At 72.4% G+C, this 19,061-nt stretch carries 21 protein-coding genes; 19 read left to right on the forward strand and 2 right to left on the reverse strand.

Annotated features, from left to right (window positions below; all coding sequences use genetic code 11):
- Positions 1 to 18 precede the first annotated feature (18 nt).
- Both ACFWM7_RS08470 and ACFWM7_RS08475 read left to right on the forward strand, forming a co-directional pair.
- Complete coding sequence (locus ACFWM7_RS08470; RefSeq protein ID WP_383256695.1) at positions 19 to 1,707, forward strand: VWA domain-containing protein; 1,689 nt, start codon at positions 19 to 21, stop codon at positions 1,705 to 1,707.
- Between the two features lie 139 nt (positions 1,708 to 1,846).
- Entirely contained in the window at positions 1,847 to 2,302 is a 456-nt protein-coding gene (locus ACFWM7_RS08475) for a DUF1772 domain-containing protein (protein ID WP_383256697.1), read from the forward strand.
- Positions 2,303 to 2,465: 163 nt separating this feature from the next.
- Here the strand turns inward: ACFWM7_RS08475 and ACFWM7_RS08480 are convergent, their stop codons facing one another.
- Positions 2,466 to 3,038, reverse strand: coding sequence for a GNAT family N-acetyltransferase (locus tag ACFWM7_RS08480; protein WP_383256700.1), 573 nt, complete (start codon positions 3,036 to 3,038; stop codon positions 2,466 to 2,468).
- A gap of 135 nt (positions 3,039 to 3,173) precedes the next feature.
- Positions 3,174 to 4,049, reverse strand: a complete 876-nt coding sequence (locus tag ACFWM7_RS08485) for a peptidoglycan-binding protein (protein ID WP_383256704.1) — start codon at positions 4,047 to 4,049, stop codon at positions 3,174 to 3,176.
- 334 nt (positions 4,050 to 4,383) lie between these two features.
- Here ACFWM7_RS08485 and ACFWM7_RS08490 point away from each other — a divergent pair, with 334 nt between their 5' ends.
- The 17 genes from ACFWM7_RS08490 to ACFWM7_RS08570 form a co-directional block, all read left to right on the forward strand.
- Positions 4,384 to 5,559: a sensor histidine kinase gene (locus tag ACFWM7_RS08490; protein WP_383256707.1), complete on the forward strand. Its 1,176-nt coding sequence runs from the start codon at positions 4,384 to 4,386 to the stop codon at positions 5,557 to 5,559.
- A 32-nt stretch (positions 5,560 to 5,591) separates the two neighbouring features.
- The gene (locus ACFWM7_RS08495; protein WP_383256709.1) at positions 5,592 to 6,266 is read left to right on the forward strand and encodes a response regulator; all 675 of its coding nucleotides are present in this window, start codon (positions 5,592 to 5,594) and stop codon (positions 6,264 to 6,266) included.
- Positions 6,267 to 6,342: 76 nt separating this feature from the next.
- Positions 6,343 to 7,269 (forward strand): ATP-binding cassette domain-containing protein, encoded by a 927-nt coding sequence (locus tag ACFWM7_RS08500; protein WP_383256713.1) that lies wholly within the window; start codon positions 6,343 to 6,345, stop codon positions 7,267 to 7,269.
- On the forward strand, positions 7,266 to 8,021 hold the full coding sequence (locus tag ACFWM7_RS08505; RefSeq protein ID WP_383256715.1) for an ABC transporter permease subunit: 756 nt from the start codon (positions 7,266 to 7,268) through the stop codon (positions 8,019 to 8,021). The genes ACFWM7_RS08500 and ACFWM7_RS08505 overlap by 4 nt, the downstream gene beginning before the upstream one ends.
- A 289-nt stretch (positions 8,022 to 8,310) precedes the next feature.
- Complete coding sequence (fabG, locus tag ACFWM7_RS08510; protein ID WP_383256719.1) at positions 8,311 to 9,096, forward strand: 3-oxoacyl-ACP reductase FabG; 786 nt, start codon at positions 8,311 to 8,313, stop codon at positions 9,094 to 9,096.
- A gap of 17 nt (positions 9,097 to 9,113) precedes the next feature.
- Positions 9,114 to 9,437: a darcynin family protein gene (locus tag ACFWM7_RS08515; RefSeq protein ID WP_383256721.1), complete on the forward strand. Its 324-nt coding sequence runs from the start codon at positions 9,114 to 9,116 to the stop codon at positions 9,435 to 9,437.
- Positions 9,438 to 9,475: 38 nt separating this feature from the next.
- Positions 9,476 to 10,051 (forward strand): NADPH-dependent FMN reductase, encoded by a 576-nt coding sequence (locus tag ACFWM7_RS08520; RefSeq protein WP_383256723.1) that lies wholly within the window; start codon positions 9,476 to 9,478, stop codon positions 10,049 to 10,051.
- On the forward strand, positions 10,048 to 11,526 hold the full coding sequence (locus tag ACFWM7_RS08525) for an FAD-dependent monooxygenase (protein WP_383256725.1): 1,479 nt from the start codon (positions 10,048 to 10,050) through the stop codon (positions 11,524 to 11,526). The genes ACFWM7_RS08520 and ACFWM7_RS08525 overlap by 4 nt, the downstream gene beginning before the upstream one ends.
- A gap of 90 nt (positions 11,527 to 11,616) precedes the next feature.
- Positions 11,617 to 11,946: a TcmI family type II polyketide cyclase gene (locus ACFWM7_RS08530; RefSeq protein WP_381649821.1), complete on the forward strand. Its 330-nt coding sequence runs from the start codon at positions 11,617 to 11,619 to the stop codon at positions 11,944 to 11,946.
- 13 nt (positions 11,947 to 11,959) lie between these two features.
- Positions 11,960 to 12,208, forward strand: coding sequence for an acyl carrier protein (locus ACFWM7_RS08535; protein ID WP_383256729.1), 249 nt, complete (start codon positions 11,960 to 11,962; stop codon positions 12,206 to 12,208).
- Between the two features lie 47 nt (positions 12,209 to 12,255).
- Positions 12,256 to 13,200: an aromatase/cyclase gene (locus ACFWM7_RS08540; RefSeq protein ID WP_383256732.1), complete on the forward strand. Its 945-nt coding sequence runs from the start codon at positions 12,256 to 12,258 to the stop codon at positions 13,198 to 13,200.
- A 31-nt stretch (positions 13,201 to 13,231) separates the two neighbouring features.
- On the forward strand, positions 13,232 to 14,734 hold the full coding sequence (locus ACFWM7_RS08545; RefSeq protein WP_383256736.1) for an FAD-dependent monooxygenase: 1,503 nt from the start codon (positions 13,232 to 13,234) through the stop codon (positions 14,732 to 14,734).
- A gap of 90 nt (positions 14,735 to 14,824) precedes the next feature.
- Positions 14,825 to 16,096: a beta-ketoacyl-[acyl-carrier-protein] synthase family protein gene (locus tag ACFWM7_RS08550; RefSeq protein WP_383256749.1), complete on the forward strand. Its 1,272-nt coding sequence runs from the start codon at positions 14,825 to 14,827 to the stop codon at positions 16,094 to 16,096.
- A complete protein-coding gene (locus ACFWM7_RS08555) occupies positions 16,093 to 17,304 on the forward strand; it encodes a ketosynthase chain-length factor (RefSeq protein WP_383256740.1) in 1,212 nt (403 codons plus the stop codon). The genes ACFWM7_RS08550 and ACFWM7_RS08555 overlap by 4 nt, the downstream gene beginning before the upstream one ends.
- Before the next feature lie 78 nt (positions 17,305 to 17,382).
- Positions 17,383 to 17,646 (forward strand): acyl carrier protein, encoded by a 264-nt coding sequence (locus ACFWM7_RS08560; RefSeq protein WP_359980278.1) that lies wholly within the window; start codon positions 17,383 to 17,385, stop codon positions 17,644 to 17,646.
- Between the two features lie 15 nt (positions 17,647 to 17,661).
- The gene (locus ACFWM7_RS08565) at positions 17,662 to 18,846 is read left to right on the forward strand and encodes a cytochrome P450 (RefSeq protein WP_383256744.1); all 1,185 of its coding nucleotides are present in this window, start codon (positions 17,662 to 17,664) and stop codon (positions 18,844 to 18,846) included.
- A 23-nt stretch (positions 18,847 to 18,869) separates the two neighbouring features.
- A partial coding sequence (locus ACFWM7_RS08570; RefSeq protein WP_383256746.1) for a ferredoxin occupies positions 18,870 to 19,061 on the forward strand: 192 nt, incomplete at its 3' end.

The raw sequence follows: 19,061 nt of genomic DNA on the forward strand, positions 1-19,061 counted from the left end.
CGACGTGGGGGGTTACGCATGAACCAGGTCAGCCGACGACATGAGAAGCGGGCAGGAGGACGGGCGGAGTACCGGGCAGGAGGACGGGCGGGGGCCGCGGCGCTCCTCCTGGTCGGCGCCGTGCTCCTCACCGCCTGCGGCGGCGGCAGCGGGTCGGACGGCACGCCCGACCTCAGCTCGGGCAAGCGCCAGGGGCAGGGGCAGAGCTCGACCGGCGGCGGACAGCCCGCGCCGGACGCGGTGGCGCCCGAGAACGGCCGGTCGGCCGCCCCGGGGGGAGACGCCGAGGCCGGGGCCTCCGCCGTGCCGGACCCCGAGGCGCCCGACTACCTCTCCACCTTCGCCCTGGACGTGGACACCGCCAGTTACGGATACGCGCGCCGCACCCTCGGCGACGGCAGGCTGCCCGACGCCGGGGACGTACGCCCCGAGGAGTTCGTCAACAGCTTCCGCCAGGGGTACGAACGGCCGAAGGGCAACGGCTTCTCGGTGAACGTCGACGGGGCGCGCATCGGCTCCGGCAAGGGCGGGGGCGGTGGAACCGGAGCCTCCGACTGGTCGCTGCTCCGCGTCGGTCTGGCCACGAAGACCGCGCCGCCCGTCGCCGAACGGCCGCCCGCCGCGCTCACGTTCGTCGTCGACATCTCGGGGTCCATGTCCGAGACCGGCCGCCTGGACCTGGTCAGGGAGTCCCTGACCCTCCTCACCGACGAACTGCGCGACGACGACTCCATCGCCCTGGTCACCTTCAGCAACGAGGCCGAGACCCGCCTGCCGATGACCCGCATCGAGGGCAACCGGAATCGGATCAAGGGCGTTGTGGCGCAGATGCAGCCGGCCCAGTCCACCAACGTGGAGGCGGGCATCACCCTCGGCTACGAGGAGTCGGTCGACGGCCACCGCGAAGGCGTCACCAACCGGGTGGTGCTCCTCTCCGACGCCCTCGCCAACACCGGTGACACCGAGGCCGAGTCCATCCTGAAGAGGATCGAATCGGCCCGCCGCGAGTTCGGGATCACCCTCTTCGGCGTCGGCGTCGGCAGCGACTACGGCGACGCGTTCATGGAGCAGCTCACCAACAAGGGCGACGGGAACACCACGTACGTCGGTGACGAGGCGCAGGCCCGCAAGGTCTTCGTCGACCAGCTGCCCGCCCACCTCGAAATCCGGGCCCGCGACGCCAAGGCCCAGGTGGCGTTCGACCGCAAGACCGTGCAGCAGTTCCGGCTGATCGGCTACGAGAACCGCAAGGTCGCCGACGAGGACTTCCGCGACGACAGCGTCGACGGCGGCGAGGTCGGCCCCGGCCACACGGTGACCGCCCTGTATGCCGTACGGCTGCGCGAGGGCGCGTCCGGCACGGTGGCCAGGGCGACGGTCCGCTGGCTCGACCCCAAGACCCGTAAGGCCCAGGAGGAGACCGGAACCGTCACGACCGGGGCGGTCGACGGAACCCTCTGGGGCGGCGAGAGCGACCGGCTCCAAGTCGCGGCCGTGGCCGCCTTCTTCGCCGACCGGCTGCGCGGAGGCGACCTGCCCGGCGCACCGGGTCTCGGCGAACTCGCCTCCCGCGCATCCGGGTTGGCGGAGTCCACCGAGGACAGCGCGGTGGAGAAGCTGGCCACGGCCATCGGCCAGGCGGACCGGCTCCAGCGCGGAGCCGGCACGGACGACGCGCCGGAACCGAGCGAGGGCGAGATCGGCTGAGACGGACCGCCCGCGCCCGCGCCGGGGCTGCCCGCACCGGCCCCCGCCCGCACCGGGCCCGGTGCGGGCGCGGCGGGCCGCACGGTCGTCGCTCGAAAATGCGTCCTGCGAACCGGCCTCCCGGGCGATGATGTCCGCCATGACCTCCCTCCTCCTGGTGCTCGCCACGATCGTCACCGGCCTCTACGCGGGCTTCATGCTGACCTTCCTGACCGGGATCATGCCCGGCCTCGCCGACCTGACGGACGAGCAGTTCGCCGCAGCCATGCGCCGCTTCAACGAGAAGGTCCCGGGCCCGGTCTTCCTGGTCCTGTTCCTGGGCGTCGTCGCGCTGCCCGCCGCCGCGTACTTCACCGGCCTCGGCGAGCACGACGAAGGGGCGGGACCGGCCATCCTGGCGGCGCTGATCTGCTCGGTCATCGGTCACCTGATCACCGTGATCGGGAACATCCCGCTCAACAACGCCCTCGCCGCCTCCGAGGGCGGCGACGACAGCGCGGCCCGCGCGGCCTTCGAGTCCCGCTGGAACACGCTGCACCGGGTGCGTACGGCGCTTTCGCTGGCGGCGTTCGTGCTGCTGGTCGTCGCGCTGTAAGTCACCACCGGGTACGGCGTACGTCACCACCGGGGTGCGGCGTGCGTCACCACCGGGGTGCGGCGTACGTCACCACCGGGGTGCGGCGTGCGTCACCACCGGGGTGCGGCGTACGTCACCACCGGGGTACGGCGTACGTCACCACCGGGGTACGGCGGCGGGGCTACCGGCCGCTGTCGGCCTCGGCCCGCCCCGGGTGGCGGGGGCCCAGCAGCACCACGAGGGCCGCCTTCCCGGGCACGGGCGCGTCGATCTGCCGCCAGCCGGTCCGCTCGTACAGGCGCAGCGCCGCCTCGGCCCGCGTGGAGGTCAGCAGCCAGCACCGGCCGTCCGGGGCGGGCTCCGTCACCGCCTCCAGCAGCGCCGCGCCCAGCCCCGCACCATGGGCCTCGGGCGCGACCGCCAGCTCGTTCACCTCCAGCGCCCCGCAGAGCCAGGCCCGCGTACGCCCGGCCCCGAGAGCCTCGGCGACCTGCCCGTAGCTGCGGTCGGCCGGAAAGACCTCCGGGGTGGTCCAGGCCGTGGCGAAGCCGGTCACCGCCCCCTCGGCCGTCGCGACCGCCGCCGTGAACCCGGGCCGCAGCGCGTCCCGTGCGAGCCGCTGCGCATAGGCGCCGGCCTCCGCCGGATCCTCGTTCCAGGGCGGGCCCGCGAACGCCCTGGCGTACACGTCGCGGATTCCCTCGGCGTACCGGATCACCTCGCCGGCCCGCACCGTTCGTACCTCGGTCGTCATCGCCCCGTCCCTCGGGTCTCGTCGGCGGACCCGCGGGTGGCCATCGGAACCGGGTGGCGGCCTCGGCCGCCGGCCCGGGTGCGGAGGGTCCGGCTCCCGCTCATCCGGAGAGCGCGAGCCGGACCGCCGCCCGGGTCAGACGTTGGGCACCTTGAGCCGGTCCCAACTGCTCTTTCCGGGAATGCCGTCCGCGTCGCCTCCCGAGTAGCCCAGCTTGCGCTGCCAGGCAGCGTACGACTTCCGGTCGGCCTCGGACCAGGCCGGGCCGGGGCCCACCGTGTACCGGCCGCAGCCCTCGGCCACCAGACGCTTGCCCATCGCCGTGACGATCGCGCTGTTACGGCCCACCTTGAAGAACGCGGCCCCCGGGAACGGCTCGTACGTCGGCTTCGGCGGCGGCTCCGAAGGGCCGTCCGGGGAGCCGTCCAGCCGCTTGCCGATCCGGGTGCGCATCGAGTTCATCGTGAAGCCGCGCGGATCGATCTTGCCCGGCTGCCACTCCAGATGCCCGATCACGGAGCGCTGCGACCAGCGGTGCGCCCGGCAGACGGCGGCGGCGGCCCGCTCGATCGCCAGCAGCTGGGCCGCCGGCCAAGGGTCTTTGCCGTCGCCGAGGTTGACGCACTCGAAGCCGTAGAAGTGCCGGTTGCCGTCGGTGTTGGCCTCGTTGTCCGGGGGCAGCGCCTTCTCCGCGATGACGGCGCGCAGCACGTCGTCGTCGCCGAGCCCGGCGTGGTTGGCCCGCCCGTTCCCCACGAGGTGGACGGTCCCGTCCTTGGCGATGACCCCGTGGCAGAGCGGGCCGGGCAGGGCGGAGTGGCCGTTGTAGCAGAGCTCGACCGAGGACGCGGTGCCCGAGGTGACGGTGTGATGGATCATCACTCCGTGCGCCGGGCCCCAGGGGCCTTTGTGGTTGCGGTTGTTGGTACGCCAGCTTCGGTGCTCGACGACGTGGAGGCCTTCGTCGCGGAGGGCTTTGAGCAGCTTGTCGGCGGACAGCGGCGTCGCCATCGCGGGGCTCCTTTCCCTGATGGTGCGTAGTTCACGCGGGCGCTTCGGTGTGCGGGCGGCGGACCGGCGGGGTGGACGGCGGCGCTGGGCCGCGTCCGCCCGCCGGGTGACGGGGCGGTCGGGAGCGCCCTGCGGCGAGGGGTTCCGCCTTTCGGGCCCACCTGATCGATTTGCCCGCTCCTATGCCCTGACGAACGTCCCGTCGGGCGGAAGGTTTCACCGCGCTCGAACTCCCGTCCGGGTATGTCCGAACTCCTGCCCGAAGGTCTCGTGCCTCGTCCTACTCCCGCTGTCGTATGCGGCCGGACGGTCCGCCTCCTACCGTGAGGGGGTGATGACCTTGGACCGCCTGGCCGCTCGGGCGCGGGCGCTGCCGCCGATCGTCGCGGATCTGCTGGTGGTGGCGGTGGTGGGCGTGTTCACCACCGCCGACGCGGCCGTCAACGAGCCCGGCTACCGGCAGGCCGACGCGCTGACCTGGACCCTCCTCGTGGTCTCGCTGGCGGCGCTCGCCTGCCGCCGCCGTTGGCCCGTTCCGGTGGTCTGCGTGACCGGGGCGGCCTGCGCCGGGTGGGCGCTGCACGGGCACATCGGCGAGCTGCTGAACCTCCCGGTGATCGTGGCGCTGTACACCGTCGCGGTGCTGGGCGACCGCCGGCGCACCCTGTGGACCGGGGCGATCGCCGCGACGGTCTCGGGCGCGGTGGCGCTGAAGGTCGGCCGGGACGTGGTCAACCCGCAGGGGCTGCCCGTCCTGGAGATGGTCTGGCCGCTCGTCCCGCTGCTCCTGGGCGAGGTGGTGCGGACCCGCCGGGAGCTGCTGGCGGAGTACGCGGCGCGCGCCGCCCGGGCCGAGGAGGACCGCGAGCGGGAGGCGGCCCGCCGGGTCCGCCAGGAGCGGGTGCGGGTCGCCCGGGAGATCCACGACATCCTCGCGCACACGGTGAGTGCGATGACCGTGCAGGCCGGGGTGGCCCTCGACGCGCTGGACGCCGCGCCGGAGGTGTCGCGGCAGGCGATGACCCAGGTGCGCGCCTCGGGCAAGGAAGCCGTACGGGAACTGCGCGCCACGCTGTCCGTCCTGCGCGCGGCGGAGTCCACGGCCCCGGCTCCCCGCCTCGACCAGCTGGACGAGCTGGTCGCCGGGGTCGAGGCCGGCGGGGTGCGGGTCAGCCTGCGGCGGGACACGGGGGACGCCGCCCTGCCCGCCGTCGTCGAGGCCACGGCGTACCGGATCGTGCAGGAGGCGCTGACCAACGTGGTGAAGCACTCCGCGGCGCGCCACGCCGCCGTGTCGGTGACCCGCGACGCCGGCCGGCTGACCGTCGAGATCGTGGACGAGGGCCCGCCGGCGCGACCGCCCGCCGCCCCCCTGACCGAGCGGGGCTTCGGCCTGATCGGCATGCGGGAGCGGGCGGTCGCGGTGGGCGGCGGCGTCCGTTACGGTCCGGAGCCGGGCGGCGGATTCCGTGTCCACGCCGAACTGCCGACGGAGGAAGCGGCCCCGTGACCGAGCAGCAGACAGACCGTGGGGAGAGGACGATGCCGGCGCCCGTCCGCGTGGTCCTCGCCGACGACCAGACCGTCGTACGGGCCGGCTTCCGGGCCCTCCTCGACCTCACCGACGACCTGGTCGTCGTCGCCGAGGCGGCCGACGGGGCCCGGGCCGTCGAGGCGGTCCGCACGACCCGCCCGGACGTCGTGCTGATGGACGTCCGGATGCCCGGCGTCGACGGCCTGGAGGCCACCCGCCGGATCGCCGAGGACCGCTCCCTGGACCGGGTCCGGGTGGTCATGCTCACCACGTACCAGGTCGACGCGTACGTCTTCGAGGCCCTCCGGCACGGGGCTGCGGGCTTCCTGCTCAAGGACATCGAGCCGGATGACCTGCGCACCGCGATCCGCACGGTCGCGGCGGGCCGGTCCCTGCTCGCCCCCGCCGTCACCCGCCAGGTGATCGAGGAGTTCGCCCGGCTGAAGGCCCCCGAGGCGGCGGGCGCCGAACGGCTCGCGGTGCTCACCGGCCGGGAGCGCGAGGTGATGGCGCTGGTCGCCGCCGGGCTGTCCAACGAGGAGATCGGCCGGGAGCTGATCATGAGCCCGCTGACCGCGAAGACCCACGTCAGCCGGACCATGACGAAACTGGGCGCCCGCGACCGGGCCCAGCTGGTGGTCCTCGCCTACGAAACGGGCCTGGTCAGGGCCGGGGGCCGCTGACCGTACTCCGGCGGGAGCAGTCCCCGCCTCCCGCCGGAGGATTCGCGATTCCGAGCCCGCTCGTAGCGTCGGCCGCATGATCGAAGCAACGGAACTCACCAAACGCTACGGCGGGCGGGCCGCCGTCGACCGGCTGTCGTTCACCGTCCGGCCCGGCCGGGTGACCGGTTTCCTCGGACCGAACGGCGCCGGGAAATCGACCACCATGCGCCTGATCCTCGGCCTGGACTCCGCGAGCGCGGGACGCGTCACCGTGGGCGGGAAGGCCTACGCCGACCTGCCCGTACCCCTGCGGGCGGTCGGCTCGCTGCTGGACGCCAAGGGCGTCCACGGCGGCCGCTCCGCCTACCACCACCTGGCCGGGCTCGCCGCGAGCAACGGCATCCCGCGCCACCGCGTGGAGGAGGTGCTCGACCTGGTCGGGCTGCCCGTGGAGACGGCCCGCCGCCGCACCAAGGGCTTCTCGCTCGGCATGGGCCAGCGGCTCGGGATCGCGGCGGCGCTGATCGGGGATCCCGAGGTCCTGATCCTCGACGAACCGGTCAACGGCCTCGACACCGAGGGCATCCGCTGGATCCGGGGACTCATGAAGTCCCTGGCGGCGGAGGGCCGCACGGTCTTCCTCTCCAGCCACCTCATGAGCGAGATGGAGCTGACGGCCGACCACATCGTCGTGATCGGACAGGGCCGGCTCCTCGCGGACACGACCATGCGCGACTTCATCGAGACCAACTCCCGCGCCCACACGCTCGTACGGTCCCCTGAACCGGAGAAGCTCCGGGCCCTGCTGGAGACGGCGGGGGCACAGGTCCGCCTGGACGCCGGGGGCGGCTGGCGGGTCGACGGGCCCGACGCCGCGACGATCGGCGACCTCGCCCGCGACCGGGGCATCGCCGTCCACGAACTCACCCCGGCCCACTCCTCCTTGGAAGAGGTCTACACAGAGCTCTCGCGGTCCTCGGTGGAGTACCGGACCGCCGGCCGGAAGGAGACAGTCCGATGACAACACCCGTTCTCGGATCCCAGGCCCTCGCCTACGAATGGATCAAGTTCCGCAGCGTGCGCTCCACGGTGTGGACGACGGTGGCGACCGCCGTACTGCCCGTTCTGGGCGCGGCGTTCGTCGCCACGAGCGGAAGCCTCCAGTCCGACGACACGGTCCTGGGCGGCAGCCTCACGCTCTCCGTCGTCGCCCAGATGCTGGCGGCGGTGGTGGGTGCGCTGGTGATGACGGGGGAGTACAGCAGCGGCACCATCCGCACGACGTTCGCGGCCCGCCCCCGCCGGGGCACGGTCCTCGCCGCCAAGGCCACACTGGTCGCGGGCCTGATGTACGTCCTCGCCCTGACGTCCTGCACGGTCGCCTACCTCGTCGGGGACGCCCTGCTGCCGGAGGGCCGGTACGCCCAGGGCGAGCCGCTGCCCGCCCTGTTCGGGATCGCCGCGTCCTTCGCGGTGGCCGCGGTGCTCGGCCTCGCCGTCGGCACCCTCGTACGCCACTCCGCCGGGGCGGTCACCACGGTGATCGGGCTGCTGCTCCTGCCGTCCCTGTTCGGCCCTCTCTTCGGCGACGCGGAGCGCTGGGTCGCCGGACTCTCCCCGACGGCCGCCCTGGAGAAGCTCACCCAGACCTCCGACGCCTCCGCCGGCACCGTGGGCAGCCTCGGCCCCTGGCCCTCCCTGCTCCTGGTGGCCTCCTGCACGGCGGCGCTCGCCCTCGCGGCCCTGGCGCTGCTCCGGCGGCGGGACGTGTGAGGGAGAGGTGCCTTCGGGCCACCTGTCCAAGTCCCCTCTTGACAACGCGACCTGGAGTGAAGAACATATACCTCACATTGGAAAGTCTGTGCCCCTTGAGCACTCGCCCCGAATCCTGACACCCGGTTCATTTCCGAGTGGGCGCGATCCCGGCGCGAGCGAGGACTTTCCCGAAAGGCCCGGAGATCTCCGGGCCTTTTTTCTTTGCGCCGCCACGGGCCCCGGCCCGGAGTCGGTGTTGCCGTCATGCGCTTTTGACCCCATGTTCTGACCCATGTGAGGAGACGGAATGACGCAGGGCAACGGGAAGACAGCAATCGTGACCGGGGCGACCAGCGGTATAGGTCTGGCCGTCGCGCACCATCTCGGCACCCTCGGATATCGCGTCTTCATCTGCGCGCGCAGTGCCGACGCCGTGAAACTGACGGTGGAGCAGCTGCGGTCCGCGGGACACGAAGCCGACGGAACCGACTGCGACGTCCGTTCCTCCGAGCAGGTGCGCGCCATGGTGAGCGCCGCCGTGGACCGCTTCGGCACCGTCGACGTCCTGGTCAACAACGCCGGAACCGGGGGCGGCGGGGTGACCGCCGACCTCACCGACGAGGCCTGGAACACCGTCATCGACACGAACCTCAACAGCGTCTTCCGGGTCACCCGGGACGTGCTGTCGGTGGGCGGTCTGCGGGACCGGAGCTGGGGCCGGATCGTCAACATCGCCTCCACCGCCGGAAAGCAGGGCGTCGTCCTGGCCTCGCCCTATTCCGCCTCCAAGCACGGCGTGGTCGGGTTCACCAAGTCCCTCGGCAACGAGCTGGCGAAGACGGGCATCACCGTGAACGCCGTCTGCCCGGGGTACGTCGAGACGCCGATGGCCGAGCGGGTGCGCAGCGGATACGCGGCGGCGTGGGAGACCACCGAGGACGACATCCTCGAACGGTTCCAGGCCAAGATCCCGCTCGGCCGCTACTCCACCGCCGAGGAGGTGGCGGGCATGGTCGGCTACCTCGTCAGCGACACGGCCGCCTCGGTGACCGCCCAGGCCATCAACGTCTGCGGCGGCCTCGGCAACTTCTGACACCAAGGAGAATTCCCATGAAGTACACGGCGTTTCTCGGCGTCAGGTTCGAACCGGAGTGGTTCGTGATGAGCTCGTCCGAACGCGACGCGTTCGAGGCGGAACATCTCTTTCCCATCCTCGGAAAACACGCCCAGTTTCTTGAGATCAGGCCGTTCCGCGCCAGTGCCTTCGGAACCCGGCACACGAACTTCTTCCTCGTGCAATTCGACGACGTCGACGACTACAGCGGCCTCATCGAGTCGCTCAGCGAAAGCCCGCTGATGAGCCGTCGCTACGTCACCATCACCGACAACCACATCGGCATCGAGGAGAAGTATTACGCCGATCGCGACGCGTAACCGCACCGTCACGTGTTCACCCCTACACGGGAGCAAGCATGACCAGAATCGGCATCATTCTCGGCTCCACCCGGCCGGGGCGCAGCGGTGAAGCGGTGGCCCGGTGGGTCCTCGACATCGCCGGACGCCGCGACGACGCGGAGTACGAGCTCATCGACATCGCCGAGCAGGCGCTGCCCCACTTCGACGAGCCGATCCCTCCGATGGCCGGCGCCTACACCCACCCGCACACCCTCGCCTGGGCGGAGCGCGTCCAGCGGCTGGACGGGTTCGTCTTCGTGACGCCCGAGTACAACCACTCGGTGCCCGGAGCGCTCAAGAACGCGATCGACTTCCTCTTCGCGGAGTGGGGCGACAAGGCGGCCGGGTTCGTCGGCTACGGGCCCACCGGAGCCACCCGCGCCGTCGAGCACCTGCGGCTGATCATGTCCGAGCTCAAGGTCGCCACCGTACGCGCCCAGGCGACGCTGACCTTCGCCACCGACTTCGCCGACCACGCGACGTTCCGGCCCGCCGAGGAGAGCGCGGCCACGGTCGAGGCGGTCCTCGACCAGGTCGTCGCCTGGAGCGAGGCCCTGGAGCCGGTACGGCGGAAGGCGGGGCAGGACCGATGACCGCCGACCCGAAGCTGAACGCGCAGGTGATCGTGGCCGGAGCGGGACCGACCGGCCTCATGACGGCGGGTGAACTCCGCCTCGGCGGCGCCGAGGTGATCGTCCTCGACCGGTTGGCCGAGCCCGTGAGCGAGTCCCGCGGACTCGGCTTCACCGCCCGCGCCACCGAAGTGCTCGACCAGCGCGGTCTGCTGGCGGACTTCGGCAACCCCGAGATCAGCGCCAAGGGCCACTTCGGCGGCATCGAACTCGACTACTCCGTCCTGCCCGACGGCCACTTCGGCGTCCGCAACGTCGAGCAGACCGAGACCGAGGCGGTGCTGACCCGCTGGGCCACCGGCCTCGGTGCCCGGATCCTGCGCGGCCACGAGGTCCTCGCCGTCACCCAGCAGGACACGTTCGTCGAGGTCGAGGTCTCCGCACCGGACGGCCCGCGCGTGCTGCGCTGCTCCTACCTCGTCGGCGCCGACGGCGGGCGCAGCACCGTACGCAGGGCCGTGGGCATCGGTTTCCCCGGGCAGGACGCCACCTGCGAGATGTTCCTCGCCGACGTCGCCGGAGCGTCCATCCGGCCGCGGTTCATCGGCGAGCGGGTGAGCGGCGGCATGGTCATGGCCGCCCGCCTCGGCGACGACCTCGACCGGGTCATCGTCTGCGAACGCGGCACCCGGCCCGGCGAACGCACCGCCCCGCCCTCCTTCGACGAGGTGGCCGGCGCCTGGCAGCGGCTCACCGGCGAGGACATCGGCCACGGCGAGGCCCGCTGGATCAGCTCCTTCACCGACGCCTCCCGGCTGGCCGACCGCTACCGCCTGGGACGGGTCCTGCTGGCCGGCGACGCGGCCCACATCCACCTGCCCGCGGGCGGTCAGGGGCTCAGCGTCGGGGTGCAGGACGCCGTCAACCTCGGCTGGAAACTCGCCGCCGTCGTGACCGGACGCAGTGGCCCCGAACTGCTCGACACCTACCACGAGGAGCGGCACCCGGTGGGGGAGCGGGTGCTGACCAACACCCGTGCCCAGGGCTTCCTCTACCTCGGCGGCACGGAGGTCGAGCCGCTGCGCGCCGTCTTCGGCGAACTGCTCGGCAACGACGACGTCGCCCGGCATCTGGCCGGGATGGTCACGGGCTTCGACGTCCGCTACGACGTCGGCGAAGGGAGCCACCCGCTCCTCGGGCTGCGGATGCCGCCCTGCGAACTGCTGGGCGGCGACGGTCCCACGACCACCACGCGCCTGCTGCACGCGGGCCGCGGCGTGCTGCTCGACCTCGCCGACGACGCCGCCGTACGCCGGACCGCCGCAGGCTGGGCGGCCCACGTCGACGTCGTCACGGCGACCTCGGCGGACGAGCGGCTCGCCGCCACGGGCGCGGTGCTGCTGCGCCCGGACGGTCACGTGGCCTGGGCGTCCCCCGACGGCGGAGACCTCGCCGGGGCGCTGACGACCTGGTTCGGCCCCGGCCCGGCCGCGTAACCGCGTCACCCCGGCCCCGCACGCCTGACACCCGGCCCCGCCCCCACCGCAGCCGGCCCCCGACCGGGCCGCAGAGATACGAGGAAGGCCATGCACACCACCCTGATCGTCGCCCGCCTGGACCCCACGTCGATCGACGACGTCGGCGGCCTCTTCGCCGAGTTCGACCGCACGGAGATGCCGCACCGCATGGGCACGCTGCGTCGACAGCTCTTCAGCTACCAGGGGCTGTACTTCCACCTCCAGGACTTCGCCTCCGAGGACGGCTCCGAGCGGATCGCCGAAGCCCGTTCGCACCCCCTGTTCACGGGGATCAGCGACGACCTGAAGCAGCACATCACCGCGTACGACCCCGCGACCTGGCGCTCGCCCGCGGACGCGATGGCACAGCGCTTCTACCACTGGGAACAGGAATCCTGAAAGGACACGACGGATGACCATCACGGCGTTCACCCTCGACGACCTCAAGAAGGCGCTGTTCAGCGCCGCCGGCGCCGACGAAGGCATCGACATGGAGGGCGACATCCTGGACCGGTCGTTCACCGAACTCGGTTACGACTCGCTCGCCCTCCTGGAGACGGCGGCCCTCATCTCCCGGGAGTACGGCATCGCGCTGGAGGACGACGCCGTCACCGCCGTCACCACCCCCCGCGAACTCATCGCGCTGATCACCTCCGCATGAGCGCGGCCGCCCGAGAAACCCCGTTCCCGAACCAGCCGGGAGGCACCATGTCCGGACCCCAGCTCCACGAAGTCGAACACGAGATCACGGTCGACGCCTCGGCGAAGGCCGTCTACGGGCTGCTGGAGGAGGTGGAGAACTGGCCGCAGATCTTCCCCCCGAGCGTCCTCGTCGAGCGCGTCGAACGCGAGGGCGAACACGAGCGGATACGGATCTGGGCGACGGCCAACGGCGCGGCGAAGACCTGGACCTCCCGCAGGCGGCTGGTCCCCGCCGAGGGCCGTATCGAGTTCCGCCAGGAGGTGTCCAGCCCGCCGGTCGCCGCGATGGGCGGCACCTGGATCGTCGAGCCGCTGGGTGAGGAACGCTGCCGGGTGCGGCTGCTCCACGACTACCGGGCGGTGGACGACGACCCCGCGGCGCTGGAGTGGATCTCCACCGCAGTCGACCGCAACAGCCGGGCGGAGCTGGGCGCGCTCAAGGCCGAGGCCGAGGCCGTGCTCCACGGCTCCCAGACGCGCCTCGTGTTCGAGGACACCACCCGGATCGCCGGGCGGGCCGAGGACGTCTACGCGTTCATCGACGAGGCGAACCGGTGGCCGGAACGCCTGCCGCACGTCGCGCGGGTGAACTTCACGGACGACGACGGGCTCCAGCTGCTGGAGATGGACACCCGGGCCGTCGACGGCTCCACCCACACCACCACATCGGTACGGGTGTGCCTCGCGCCGGACCGCATCCACTACAAGCAGACGCAGCTGCCCGCGCTGATGACGCTGCACACCGGGCAGTGGCGGTTCGAGGAGGACGCCGACGGGGTGCTCGCCACCTCGCAGCACACCGTCTCCATCAACGAGGCCAACATCGCGGCGGTCCTCGGCCCGGACGCGACCCTGGACGACGCCCGGGCGATGGTGCGCAAGGCCCTGGGCACCAACAGCCTGAGCACCCTCGCCCACGCCAAGGCGCACGTCGAGGGCAGCGCTCCATGACCCCGCGCGGCGGCCGCCCGGGGCCCGGACGGTGACCCCGCCCGGCCCGGCCGCAGCCGCGCACGTCACGGTGGTGGGGGCCGGCCCGGTCGGGCTGCTGCTGGCGGGCGACCTGCGCCGGCACGGCGTACGGGTCAGTCTCGTCGACCGGCTGGCCGCCCCGATGACCGAGTCGCGGGCCTCCCAGCTCAACGCCCGCACCATGGAGATCCTCGGCCTGCGGGGGCTCCTGGAGGCGTTCGGCGACCTGACGCACGAGCCGCTCGGCCACTTCGGGGGGCAGTCGTTCCGGGCCGAGGGGGGAGACAGCCGCTACCCGGGCAACTGGAAGACGCCCCAGTTCCGTACCGAAGCGGTGCTGGGTCAGTGGGCCGCCGCCCTGGGCGTGGAGCTGCACCGGGAACACGAACTCCACGCGCTCACCGTCACGGACGAGGGCGTGGCCGCCCGGTTCCGTACCCCCCACGGGCCCCGGACCCTGCACGCCTCCCATGTGGTGGGGTGCGACGGGGCCGGCAGCACGGTCCGGCGGCTCGCGGGCATCGGCCTCGACGTCACCGCCCCGACCCGGGAGCTGCTGCGCGCCGACATCGCCGGGGCGGACGTGCCCGCCTACCGCTTCGAGCAGTTCCCCGGCGGCTTCGCCACCTCGGCCCGGCGGCCCGACGGGGTGACCCGGGTGATGGTGCACGCCGCCGGCCGGCTCCCGGGCGGCCGCACCGGGCCGCCGCCGTTCGACGAGATCGCGACGGTGTGGGAGGAGGTCACCGGCCACAGCATCGCCGGTGCGACGGCGAGCTGGACCGACGCGTTCGACGACGGCTGCGCCCAGGCCACCCGCTACCGCAGGGGGCGGGTGCTGCTCGCCGGGGACGCGGCCCATACGCACATGCCGGTCGGCGGCCAGGCACTCAACCTCGGCCTCCAGGACGCGGCGAACCTCGGCTGGAAGCTCGCGGCCCAGGTGCACGGCTGGGCCCCGCCCGGACTGCTCGACAGCTATCACGCCGAACGCCACCCCGTCGCACGGCGGGTGATCGGGAACGTGAGCGCCCAGGGGCTGCTGCTGTTCGGCGGCGAAGGGGCGCAACCGGTCCGCCGGGTGCTCGCCGGACTGCTGGCCGAGCCCGGGGCCCGCGCCCTCGTCGACGCCATGATCAGCGGACTCGACGTGCGCTACGACGTGGGCGCGGGCGAGGACCCGCTGCTCGGCGCGCGGCTCCCCGACATCGACCTCACCGTGAACGGTGAGCCCACCACGGCCGCCCGGCTCCTCGCCGGCGGCCGGGGCGTCCTGCTCTCCCTGTCCCCCCACGGGCACGACGACTCCGCCGCACCCGTCGCGGAACCGGCCCGGGGGCGGGACGGCCGGGTGCGCGTGGTCGCGGCCGAGGGGCCCGCGGACCTCGAAGGAGCCACCGCGCTCCTCGTACGCCCCGACGGGCACGTCGTCTGGACCGACCGGGCGCAGACGCCCCTGCACCACGCCCTGGACCGCTGGTTCGGCACCGCCGCCGCGGCCTCCCGGGTCTGAGCACGCGCACATCCGTATCCGCATCACCGCCCTGCCGGTAGGCCCCCGCACGTTCGGCAGCGCATTCCTGACGTATCTCCGGAAGGAAGAATCATGAGGCGACGAGTCGTCATCACCGGCATCGGGGTGCTGGCACCGGGAGGGGTCGGCACCAAGAGCTTCTGGGCTCTGATCAGTGAGGGGCGCACCGCGACCAGAACGCTGTCCCGCTTCGATCCGGCGCCCTACCGCTCCCGGGTCGCGGCCGAGATCGATTTCCACCCGCAGGAACACGGGCTGCGCGCCCAGGAGATCCGCCGGATGGACCGGGCCGCCCAGTTCGCCGTGGTCGCCACCCGGGAGGCGCTGGCCGACAGCGGACTGGAGCTCTCCGAGATCGACCCGCACCGGATCGGCGTCACCATCGGCAACGCCGTCGGGGCCACCACCAGCCTGGAGGACGAGTACCGGGTGGTCAGCGACGACGGGGCGGCGCACCTGGTCGACCACACGTACGCGACACCGCACCTGTACGACTACCTCGTGCCCAGCTCGATCGCCGCCGAGGTCGCCTGGTCGGCCGGGGCGGAGGGGCCGGGCACGGTGGTGTCCACCGGCTGCACCTCGGGGATCGACGCGGTCGGGCACGCCGTCGAGCTGATCCGCGACGGAGCCGCCGACGTGATGATCACCGGCGCGACCGAGGCGCCGATCTCGCCCATCACCGTGGCGTGCTTCGACGCGATCAAGGCCACCAGCGTCTTCAACGACGACCCCGAGCACGCGTCGCGCCCCTACGACAGCACCCGTAACGGCTTCGTCCTCGGCGAGGGGGCCGCGGGCTTCGTCCTGGAGGAGTACACCAGCGCGCGCAGGCGCGGGGCGACGATCTACGCCGAGATCACCGGCTACGCGAGCCGCAGCAACGCCTACCACATGACCGGACTGCGGGCGGACGGCGTCGAGATGGCCGAGGCGATCACCTCGGCGCTCGACGAGTCCCGGCTCGCCCCGTCCGACCTCGACTACGTCAACGCCCACGGGTCGGGCACCAAGCAGAACGACCGGCACGAGACGGCGGCGTTCAAGCGCAGCCTCGGCGAGCACGCCCACCGGGTGCCGGTGAGCTCCATCAAGTCGATGGTGGGCCACTCGCTCGGGGCGATCGGCTCCATCGAGATCGCCGCTTCCGCGCTGGCGATCAAGGAGAACGTCGTACCGCCCACCGCCAACCTGCACCAACAGGACCCCGAACTGGACCTGGACTACGTCCCGTTGACCGCCCGCGACTGGCGCACCGACCGGGTGCTCACGGTCGGCAGCGGATTCGGCGGATTCCAGAGCGCGATGGTCCTGACCGACCCGGAGAGGGGTGCCGCGTGACCGCCGCAGCAGCAGTGACCGGACTGGGCGTCATCGCGCCCAACGGCGAAGGCACCGAGGCCTACTGGAAGTCGACGCTGGCCGGCGTCAGCGGCATCGGCGAGCTCACCCGGTTCGACGCCGCCGACTACCCGGCGAAACTGGCGGGCGAGGTGCGGTTCGACGCCGCCGCGCACCTGTCGAGCCGCCTCATCCCGCAGACCGACCACATGACCCGGCTCTCCCTGGCCGCCGCCGACTGGGCGCTGGCCGACGCCGGCATCACCCCCTCGGAGCTGCCCGACTTCAGCACCGGCGTGATCACCGCCGCGACCGCCGGAGGGTTCGAGTTCGGCCAGCGCGAGCTGGAGAACCTGTGGAGCAAGGGGCCCAAGTACGTCAGCGCGTACCAGTCCTACGCCTGGTTCTACGCCGTCAACACCGGTCAGATCTCCATCCAGCACGGGATGCGGGGGCCCAGCGGAGTCGTCGTCAGCGACCAGGCGGGCGGCCTCGACGCCCTCGCCCAGTCCCGCCGGCAGATCCGCAAGGGCACCCGGCTGATCATCTCCGGCGGGGTGGACGGTTCGCTCTGCCCCTGGGGCTGGGTGGCGCAGATGGCGGGGGGCCGGATGAGCACCTCCCGGGATCCCGAGGACGCCTACCTCCCCTTCGACGCGCGGGCCGCCGGGCACGTCCCGGGCGAGGGCGGCGCCCTGCTCGTACTGGAGGACGCGGAATCCGCGCGACGGCGGGGCGCCGAGGTGTACGGGGAGATCGCCGGGTACGGCGCGACGATGGATCCCCGGCCGGGCAGCGGGCGCGAGCCCGGGCTGCGCCGGGCGCTCGCCTCCGCGCTGGAGGACGCCGGGACCGCCCCGGAGGAGGTGGACGTCGTCTTCGCGGACGCCGCCGCCGTGCCGGAACTCGACCGGATCGAGGCCGACGCGCTGAGCGCGCTGTTCGGCGCGGGCGGGGTGGCGGTCACCGCTCCGAAGACGATGACCGGACGCCTGGCCGCCGGAGCCGCCCCGCTCGACGTCGCCGCCGCGCTCCTGTCGATCCGCGACGGCGTCATCCCGCCCACGGTCAACGTCAGCCGCGCCGACGGCTACGACCTCGACCTGGTCACCGAGGCCCGCCGCACCCCGGTGCGTACGGCCGTCGTCCTCGCCCGGGGCCACGGCGGGTTCAACTCCGCGGTCGTGGTGCGGGGAACGGCGAAGTGACCCCACCCCCATCCGGCCACCCACGTCCCGACAACGCCCCATCCACGCCCCATTCACGTCTTCGAACAGGACGGACGCATGAGCAAGCAGTTCGGCATCGATGATCTCAAGCGGATTCTCCGGGAGGGCGCGGGCGGCGGCAGCGCGCTGGAGGCCGACATCCTCGACACCACCTTCGAGGATCTCGGATACGACTCGCTCGCCCTGCTGGAGACCGGCAGCCGCATCGGGCGGGAGTACGGCCTGGAGTTCGAGGACTCGGCACTCGTCGACATCGACACCCCGCGCGACCTGGTCCGGGTCGTCAACGCCCACCTTCTGGACCACTCCGCCACCAGCTGACCCGAGGAGATCCGTATGGCGACGCTCACCATCCCCAGCACCGGCATCGATCCCTACGCCGACGAGTCGATCCTCTCGCCCTACGAGGACTACCGACGGCTGCGCGACCTCGGACCGGTGGTCTGGCTGGAGGCCCACCAGGTCTTCGCGGCCGCCCGGTACCGAGAGGTCTACGACGCGCTCCACGATCCGACGACCTTCTCCTCCGGCTCCGGGGTCGGACTGACCGAGACGCTCAACAAGGCCCAGAAGGGCAGCAGTTTCACCAGCGACCCGCCGTACCACGGCTATGTGCGGAGCCTGGTGGCCCGGCACCTCAAGCCGAAGGCGCTGGAGGAGTTCCACGACTACATCACCGGCTGGGCCGACACCCTCGTCGACCAGCTCATCGAGAAGGGCACCTTCGACGCGGTCACCGACTTCGCGCAGGCGTTCCCGCTCGCCGTCGTGCCCGACCTGCTCGGCTGGCCCGTGGAGGAGGGCAAGGAACGGCTCCTGGAGTGGGCCACCGCCGGGTTCAACGCCTTCGGCCCGCTCAACGAGCGCACCATGGCCGGATTCCCGCTGCTCCAGGAGATGTCCGAGTTCCTCCAGCGGATGTCGGTCCCGGGCAACCTGCGGCCCGGCAGCTGGGGCGCCCAGCTGGTGAGCGACGCCAAGGAGGGGAAGATCGAGGAGTACCTCCTGCCCGGTCTCCTGGGAGACTTCCTGGCCCCGTCGATGGACACCTCCGTCAGCGCGCTCTCCAGCATGATGTGGCTGTTCGGATCGAACCCGGACCAGTGGGACCTGCTGCGCGCCGACACCACCCTCATCCCGTCGGCGTTCAACGAGATCATCCGCATCGAGTCCCCGCTGCGCGGCTTCACCCGGCTGGCGACCCGGGACCGGGAGCTGGGCGGCGCACCGGTGGCGGAGGGCTCCCGGGTGCTCTTCCTGTACGGCTCCGCCAACCGCGACGAGCGGCAGTGGACCGACCCGGAGCGGTTCGACATCCGGCGGCCCGGCGTCGCGCAGCACGTCGGATTCGGCCACGGCATCCACGGCTGCGTCGGCCAGGCGCTCTCCCGCCTGGAGAGCCACAGCCTCCTGACGTCGCTGACCGGCAAGGTCCGTTCCATTGAGATCGGCGAGCCGACCTGGCGGCTGCACAACACGATCCGCGGCATCGCGTCCCTGCCCGTGACGCTCCACACCTGATCCGCCGAGAAAGGGCCGCCGAGATGAGGATCACCGTCGACCGGAGCCGCTGTGAGGGGCACGGGCTGTGCGAAGGCGCGGCCCCCGCCCTGCTGCAGGCCGACGAGGGATATGCCGAGCTCCTCTTCGAGGGCGAGGTGCCGGCGGACCAGCGGGCCGCCGCCGTACGCGCGGTCCGGGTGTGCCCCATCGCGGCGCTCAGGGTGACCCTGTCT

This window comes from Streptomyces sp. NPDC058375 (assembly GCF_042723425.1).
GTDB classification, from domain to species: Bacteria; Actinomycetota; Actinomycetes; order Streptomycetales; family Streptomycetaceae; genus Streptomyces; species Streptomyces durocortorensis.